Origin of the sequence: Paenibacillus lemnae, from assembly GCF_012933385.1 — a bacterium.
Classification (GTDB): Bacteria; Bacillota; Bacilli; order Paenibacillales; family Paenibacillaceae; genus Paenibacillus_AQ; species Paenibacillus_AQ lemnae.
On the sequence record NZ_JABBPN010000010.1, the window covers coordinates 156,712 to 164,633 of the forward strand.

The 7,922-nt window shown below is 49.5% G+C and carries 8 protein-coding genes and 1 pseudogene; 1 reads left to right on the forward strand and 8 read right to left on the reverse strand.

Going from position 1 to position 7,922, the window contains the following annotated elements; translation table 11 throughout:
• Positions 1-3: 3 nt before the first annotated feature.
• The 8 genes and pseudogenes from HII30_RS12555 to HII30_RS12585 form a co-directional block, all read right to left on the reverse strand.
• A complete protein-coding gene (locus HII30_RS12555; protein ID WP_169505378.1) occupies positions 4-1,887 on the reverse strand; it encodes a cache domain-containing sensor histidine kinase in 1,884 nt (627 codons plus the stop codon).
• Between the two features lies 1 nt (position 1,888).
• On the reverse strand, positions 1,889-2,944 hold the full coding sequence (locus HII30_RS12560; RefSeq protein ID WP_169505379.1) for a LacI family DNA-binding transcriptional regulator: 1,056 nt from the start codon (positions 2,942-2,944) through the stop codon (positions 1,889-1,891).
• A 143-nt stretch (positions 2,945-3,087) separates the two neighbouring features.
• Positions 3,088-4,305, reverse strand: coding sequence for a serine/threonine transporter SstT (sstT, locus tag HII30_RS12565; RefSeq protein WP_169505380.1), 1,218 nt, complete (start codon positions 4,303-4,305; stop codon positions 3,088-3,090).
• A gap of 197 nt (positions 4,306-4,502) precedes the next feature.
• Positions 4,503-4,742 (reverse strand): annotated as a pseudogene (locus HII30_RS12570) (hydrolase); the annotation flags it as partial.
• Positions 4,730-4,852, reverse strand: coding sequence for a hypothetical protein (locus HII30_RS21845; RefSeq protein WP_281363478.1), 123 nt, complete (start codon positions 4,850-4,852; stop codon positions 4,730-4,732). The gene HII30_RS21845 and the pseudogene HII30_RS12570, both read right to left, overlap by 13 nt.
• Complete coding sequence (locus HII30_RS12575) at positions 4,849-5,724, reverse strand: SDR family oxidoreductase (RefSeq protein WP_425495995.1); 876 nt, start codon at positions 5,722-5,724, stop codon at positions 4,849-4,851. The genes HII30_RS21845 and HII30_RS12575 overlap by 4 nt, the downstream gene beginning before the upstream one ends.
• Before the next feature lie 41 nt (positions 5,725-5,765).
• Positions 5,766-6,716, reverse strand: coding sequence for an alpha/beta fold hydrolase (locus tag HII30_RS12580; protein ID WP_169505382.1), 951 nt, complete (start codon positions 6,714-6,716; stop codon positions 5,766-5,768).
• A gap of 160 nt (positions 6,717-6,876) precedes the next feature.
• Positions 6,877-7,485, reverse strand: coding sequence for a nucleotidyltransferase domain-containing protein (locus HII30_RS12585; RefSeq protein WP_169505383.1), 609 nt, complete (start codon positions 7,483-7,485; stop codon positions 6,877-6,879).
• Positions 7,486-7,661: 176 nt separating this feature from the next.
• Between HII30_RS12585 and HII30_RS12590 the strand changes: the two genes are divergently transcribed.
• Positions 7,662-7,922: helix-turn-helix domain-containing protein (locus HII30_RS12590; protein ID WP_169505384.1), on the forward strand; the 261-nt coding region annotated here is incomplete at its 3' end.

Genomic DNA, 7,922 nt, shown 5'->3' on the forward strand with positions numbered 1-7,922 from the left:
TCCTTAATCCCTCTTTTCCAGTTGATTCTGACCATATTCATCAGGGAACGTAATTGAAACCGCAGTTCCTTCCCCCTGTCTGCTCTCTACAGAAAGTCCATAAGCTCTGCCGTACCGAAGCTGCAGCCGCTCGTGAACATTTCTCAGCCCAATGCCATGCCCATCCGTTTCATCCGTTTCATCTGTTTCCTGCGGCCATCCCTCTTCCAGTTTGCGGACAAGACGGCTTAGATCCGGCTCCGCAATGCCTGCCCCGTCGTCTCTTACCATAAAACAGTGACAGTCTCCTGTTCGTTCATACGAAATCGTTAAATGGAGACTCGGTTTCCTCTCGTCAAAGCCGTGATTCACGGCATTCTCCACAATCGGCTGGAACAGCAGCTTCATGACCCGAATGGAACCAACGTCCGGATCATCAGGAATAGTAAGCATGAACCTCTCCCCAAATCGGTAGTTCAGCAGCTCGATATAAGCCTGAAGATGCTCCCATTCACGCCGCACCTCGACCACCTCACTGCCGGCATGGATACTGTAACGAAGCTGCTTACCGAGCAAATGAACCATCTCTCCAACTTCGGCATCGTCATGCAGTACCGCCGTCATGCGGATCGTCTCCAGCGTGTTGTATATAAAATGCGGATTAATCTGATGCTGCAGCTTCTCAAGTTCGGCTTTCTTCTTACGGCCTTCCATGGCATAAATGTCGTTGATGAGCTGTTTGATCCGGCCCATCATACGATTGAAAGATAATCCGATCAATCCAGCCTCATCCCGTTTGGTGACCGGAAATACGACGTCCAGATTACCAGTCTGCACGAGCTTCATGTGCTGGACGATGGAGCGCAGCGGCCTTGTCATTGCATAAATGAAGATCAGTGATATCGCCAGCGCAAAGGCCGCAGCTCCGATGGCAGCGGCAATGGTCACCCTCCTGGTTTCAAGGGCTTCCTTCATCAGCGGACGCTCCGGTACGGTAATGAGGATGAGCCATCCGGTCTTTTGGGATTTCTTATAGACGACAAGCTGCGGCTGGCCGTCAACGTCCATGCGAAAGCTTCCTTCCTTTCCGCCTGCTTTAACCAGGGCGGCATGCTGACTCATACTGCGGGCCAGATATTTTTTCTCGCTGTCGTAAATGACCATGCCGCTGTCGTCCAGTATGTAGGTCTTCCCGTGGGTCGTCTCTTCCAGGTCTGTGACGATGTTCTCGATCACACCGATGTTGGCGTCTACGGCTATGGTACCGATCGAGCGGTACGATTTGTCGATGATGTCCCGGACAACGGTGAACATATATTGTTTGCTGCCGGCCGGAACTGCGATTTCCTGTGTGCTGACCAGGACGGGCCGCCCATTTGCTGCCTCCGCAAGCTTCCGCCAGGACTCATAATTTTCATTCAGCTGGGAGCGGCTGCCCCCGCTTTTGACGACATAATACGGGTTACCATAAAGGTCAAACAAATATACGTTGCTTGTGCCTTCCTTGATGTTATTCATAAAATAAATGCTGCGCTCCACCTTCCGTGTTATCTGCAGCTTCCCTTCGGTTTCGTTTGGACGGTCCTTGTTCGCCTGCCTGCCGGGATCGTAGTATCGGTTCGACATCTCCAGACCTGACTGAATTTCATTCAGGTAGGAGGGAATGATGGAGATCTTCATCATGTCGCTCACGTAGTCATCCAGTTTGCCCATCATTTTGCTCGAGAGCTGGGATACGTAAGCAAGCGTGTTCTTTTCGATCAAGGTGGTATAGCGTTCGGCTGCAAAATAAGTGATGAGCCCCATCGGCAGTATAATCAGAAACAGAAACACGACCGACAGCTTACGGTCCAGCCGACCAGGCGGCCGCTCCTTCCACAGCCGGGACAATTTCTCTAAGGGCATCATTTTATTCGACCTTCTCTGCATAGGCAGTCGAGTTCCGGATGATAAAATCGCCGGCAAGCATAATTTTCTCATGCGGACTATCGGCCTGCTCTGCACGCCGCATCAAGGTTTCTACGGCCCGCCGGCCGAGCGCTTCTTTGAACACATGGATCGTGCTCAGGGCTGGGGTGGACAAAGCTGCATCTTCAATATCGTCGAAACCCGTCACAGAGCACCGCTCTGGCACCGCTACCTGAAGGCGGCCGAGAACGGTCATGACGCAGATCGCGATGGAGTCGTTCGCACAGACAAACGCGGTCGGCAGCTCTTTCATTCCGCCAAGAATCATCTCCAGCGATTCCGTCATTTCCGAGCGGTTGCTCCCTGAAAGGCTCAGCAGCTCTTCCTGCTGTTCGGAGCAGATACCGTATTCTTCGAGCATGCTGCGGTAGCCATGGTAACGGTCTGCGAAGCTTTTGGAGAACTGGATGTTGCCGACAAACTGCAGTCTGCGGTGGCCGAAACCGATTAGATAATTGGTGACGCGGCGTATACACTCAACATTATTCATAAACAGCGAGTCCGATGGAATCAGCGGATCTTCATGATCAATGAGGACAAGCGGTATGCCCAGTGTACGGATCTCGAGCAGCAGCTGAGACGAAATAAATCCTACACCGATGATACCGAGAACCCCGCCAGGATTGATGAGACTGGCGAAGCTGTCCTTGAACTGGTCGGTCATGATGATCATACCGGTTCCCCTTCTCTCGAGCTCACTGGTTATACCATCGATGATGCGGCCCCAGTATACGGAATCCCGGGTCTGATACCGGACTTTGGGCACGAGCACGATTACTGTCTCGGGCGAAGCCGCCGAACCTTCGGTGAGGTCGGTTTTTCGGCTCATGCCAGCTGCTCCCTTATTGGTGAAGTATCCGAGCTGCGTCGCTGTGTTCACGATTTTCGTCCGGGTGTCCGGACTGACGCCAGGCTTTCCTGAAAGCGCTTTAGAAACAGCGTACTTAGATACACCGAGATGATCGGCGATTTGCTGCATTGTCACTTTGCCTGCCATAGGTGCATGCACATCCTTTTATTGGATATTTAAATGTTAGTCTAATGTTATCACAGAATTCCATTTATTAGGCAAACATTTTTTTCTGCATCAGACTCAACAAACGTTAAAAAAGCAGGGGCTATATAGCCCCTGCCTTCCATCTATGCTGCACTGCCTTCTTTTCGCTTCTTGGCATATTCGGCTGTGGCGGTGAATAGTGCATCCGAGGAGGAATTCAGCGCCGTCTCGCACGAGTCCTGCAAAACCCCGATGATGAAGCCTACGCCAACGACCTGCATGGCAATATCGTTAGAGATTCCAAACAAGCTGCACGCAAGCGGGATCAGCAGCAGCGAGCCGCCAGCTACTCCAGATGCACCCGTGGCAGAAACAGCCGCCAGGATGCTGAGAATCAGTGCCGTACCAAAATCCACCTGGATACCCAGGGTGTTCACCGCTGCTAAAGTCAATACAGAGATGGTGACCGCAGCACCGGCCATGTTAATCGTTGCTCCTAGTGGAATGGATACAGAATAGGTGTCCTTGTCCAGCCCCAGCTTCTCACACAGCCTCATATTGACCGGTATATTAGCAGCAGAACTCCGTGTGAAAAATGCGGTAATCCCGCTCTCCCTCAAACATTGAAACACGAGAGGATACGGATTTCGGCGGATATTCAGAAATACGATCAATGGATTCATGACCAGTGCAGTAAACACCATGCATCCCACCAGAACAAGAATGAGCTGGCCGTAATCCAGCAAGGAGGAAAGCCCGTTCGACGTAATCGAATCAAAGATCAGACCCATAATCCCGAGCGGAGCAAACTGGATGATCCATCCCACGATTTGAGATACAGCATCCGAGCCTTGGGTCAGCAGGCTTTTTGTCGTATCGTTCGCTTTTCTTAGAGCCACCCCAAGCAGGATAGCCCAAGCCAGAATACCGATAAAGTTGGCGTTCATCAGGGCATTCACCGGATTATCGACCACACTAAGCAGAAGACTCTCAAGTACCTGGGCAATTCCTTCAGGCGGAGCCAGATCCTGCGATCCTGTCACGAGTGACAAATGAACCGGGAAAATAAAACTTGCTCCTACAGCAATCAGTCCGGCTAAAAAAGTACTGACTCCATATAGAACTATAATTCGTTTCATATTGGTTTGGCTGCCCTGTCTATGGCTGGATATGGCAGATATAACGAGCAGCAGGACCAGTACAGGAGCTACCGCTTTTAGTGCCGACACAAACAGAGAGCCAAAAATGGTTATTCCGGCTGCACCGGGAACGCTGAGGGCCAGAATGATCCCCACGATTATGCCTAACAAAATTCTTTTGACCAGACTGATTTGATTCCACTTCCGCAATGCGGTTCTCATGATATTCCTCCGGATGTGTTGATATGTTTAGCGCAATGGTGTACTGCCCCAACGCTGTAGTGAGGCATAGCGTTAGTTTATCATGGATATGTATCCTTGTGCAGGACTGGGAAATTTTTCACATCCTTTGAAGCAGATCAATGAACTATCCATAATTCTGCTGTAAAACGGTAGAACGCCAAGGCACCTTCTCTGGCTTCCTTTGCCGTATTGAAACGGGCAGACAGACTGGCCAGAATATTCACGCCGCTGTTGAATTCCTTCAGCGCACGATACCCGCACTTAAAGTAAATTCGTATATGTCCCTTCTGCTTCTCTGTCTTCAGCAGCTTGATTATCCCAATCTCCCCCGTGGCAGTCACATGTGTGCCGCCGCAGGCGTTATATTCAACTCCATCGATCTCCACAATGCGGATGTTCTCTGTCACCTTCGGCTGCTAGTCTCCTCAAGGACGAGATAACATCCGTCCTCCCGTTCCAGCCTGTGTGTAATCGAAGTATCCCATTCCCGAATATAAGCAGAGTCGTTGTATAGCTTTTTCGTCATTGTATGTATCCTCGCTGTTCTATAGTCTTTAGATTAGGAATACCCACTTGTTTGCAGCTCCACTCCCACAAGCGTTCCGCCTCCTGTTTGTTTTGGGCTTTGGGTTTAAGCTGCTGTATTTTTTTGCGGTAAAAATACTGCCCTGTGGTACCTGCAAGTTCAGGTGCCAGTGACAAATACAGCGCTGTTTCAGCTCCCTGCTGTGGTGTGAGAAAGAACGGCTTCAGCATGTTCAGCACGGTTTTGCCAAAGCCAGTATCCCGGTTTACCCCGATCTGGGTCGCCACGGCGCCGGGGTGGACGCAGTTCGCCGTGACCTTGGTGCCATGAAGTCTCGCCGCCAGCTCCCGTGTGAACAGCACATTAGCCAGCTTCGATTGAGCATAGGCTCTAATGGCATTGAAACCGCGGCTCAGGAACGGATCATCAAAATGAATTTTTCCAGCTTTATAAGCGCCCGATGCCACCGTGACGACCCGCCCCTGCTCTGCCGCGAGCAGCGGGTCAAGCAGCAGATTCGTCAACAGGAAATGCCCAAGGTGGTTTACCCCCAAGTCCATCTCGAAACCATCTGTTGTCTCTTTGCGGCGGGTCATGACAACCCCGGCATTGTTCAGCAGCACATCCAGCACAGGGTACTTCTCTTGAAATTCACTTACAAACCGGCGGATGCTGGACAAGTCCCCCAGATCGCACAGCATCAGTTCTATTTTATCAGAGCCGCTGTGCTCCTTTGCCTCATTCAAGGCAGCTTCTCCCCGTTCCTTGCTTCGGCAGGCCATGATGACCCGCACACCCTGCTTCGCCAGCTCTATCGTCGATGCCAGGCCCATGCCTGAATTGGCTCCCGTAATGACTGCAATCTTTTCCAACCCCAGCACTCCTTCCTGTGATATGTATGAGAAAACTCTCTTCATGTATGTAATAAACTCCTGACGGCTTCAATCACGCTCTGAGGCTGATAAATTTGAATGGAATGCCAGCTTTCTTCAACTATGATTTGCCGGGTACGCTGGGTGAGATCCAGCAGTTTCTTCTGGTCCTGTTTCCACTCATCACTTTGTTTTCCTGCAGTTAAGACAATCACGGGCAGATCTGGGTGTAAGGGTGATGCTTTTTTAAGCTGCTCTGCGCTTTCTTCTGTACACAATATTTCGGAATACGCAGCTTGAAAAGCGTTGTTTCTTCGGCCCAGGGAAGTCACTGTTTTTTGAATATGTGAAGGCAGCCGGTTGGCTCCTATATGTCTTTTGATCAAACGCGGCAGACCAATGGGAGATAGGATATAACCGAGCCTCGACAATTTCAAAACACTTCTACGCTCTTTTATCCGCCTATGGTCCATTTTCTCTGCATCATACCGATCTTCATGTACCGCATCCACCAGCATCAGTCCTGTGACTTCCTCTGGATATAGACTAGCGAATAACTTCATCATCATTCCCCCGTAGGAATGACCCACCAGAATATAAGGGGGTTTTAAACGGAGTTCACTTAATAGCAATCGAAGATCTTCTACATATTGTCTGCAGGTTGGCTTCTCCATCGGTGTAGTACTCCAGCCGAAACCGGCACGATCATAAGATAGCACCTGTGTATGCTTGGACAGCTCCGGCTGGACCAGGGACCAGTCTAATGAACAGCCTCCCATGCCTGATTCCAGTATAACTGTTGGCGTATGGGGCTTAGGTTCACCTGAAACTACGGCATGCAGCTGGGTATCACCGATCGAGACAAGCTTCCCTGACGGTTTGTGCTGCTTCCACTGATAACCGCTTACAGCGGTTTGACTGAAGGTGAGCGGAAGGCCCGCTATCGAAACAGCGAGTCGAAGGCTTTTATCTATAAACGAGATGTGTGTCATCTATTTTCCCCCATTATTTGTTGAATTCGGCAGCCTTCTCACGATGTTATTGTTCTACATGGATGTCGATGGACAACAAGTCCTCCGCAGTTTCCTGCAAATACCGGGATGGTACAGTAAATGCTCATACCTCAACGAGCTGAACACAAACTTTTAGCGTTTACGCTTTGGTCGGGCTTTGCTCTGAGTCAATTTCTCTTTTCATATAGTTTAGAAAGTTTATTAGTTGTTCTTGATTAAGGTTTAACGAGTTCCGTTCATCCGTATACCTCACAAGGCACTGTGAGACGATGGAATCCATGTAGAAGTGTTTGTCTACAGGCTTGATTATGCTTTTAATAGGCTTCCCAAAAAGGACAACTCCACGATGATAGGTAATCATAAAATGAGCGGCCAAGTCGGGATCTTGATAACTGCCGCACAAATAATTCTCGTCTGTACGATACTTCTCTTTATGAAAAGAAGAATAATGAAATTCAAAAGGTGTCGGATATTCAAATTGATCCGCGTACGTTTTCAACACAATGCTTAACTCAAAGCCTTTGACCAGCTTCATCTCATCTTCGAGCTGGATTAATTTCAGGGCAATGCCTTTATAAATCTCGATCGGCTGCTTTTCCCCAATGATAACTAAAATATCAATATCGCTTTGTGCGGGATTAAACCCTCCCATTGCCATTGATCCATGCAGGTAGATTCCTGCGACCGAATTCGATAACGCATCTCTTAGAAGAGAGGTTACCTGGTCCAAAACTGCTTGTTGATTCATTTGGTTGTCTCCTCAACGCTTTTTTGTGCGCTGTCATTAATGGATCTCCACGTATCAGTTCTTTTTTATATGACAGATTGTAATATGAAGTGCGACACCTAAAAAGAAATAGCCCATGGGAACGATTCGTGTAGAATGAAGTTACCACACACCATTCACACAAGGAGAATCATCCCATGAGTTACACTCATCTTAGCATAAACGAACGCAGCCAACTAGAACTATTGTTACGGTTGGGATGGTCGAACCGTGCCATCGGAAAAGAATTGGGCCGACATCATTCTGCCATCGCGAGAGAACGGATACGTGGAGGCGCAGATGGAACGTATAGGGCGGAGCAGGCCCAAAGGGCTTACATGGAACGCCGGTTGTCTTGTAAACCTGCGGGAAAGCTGACTTCGGAGCTGGCTCAAGAGCTCGAAGCAAAGCTTGCGCTA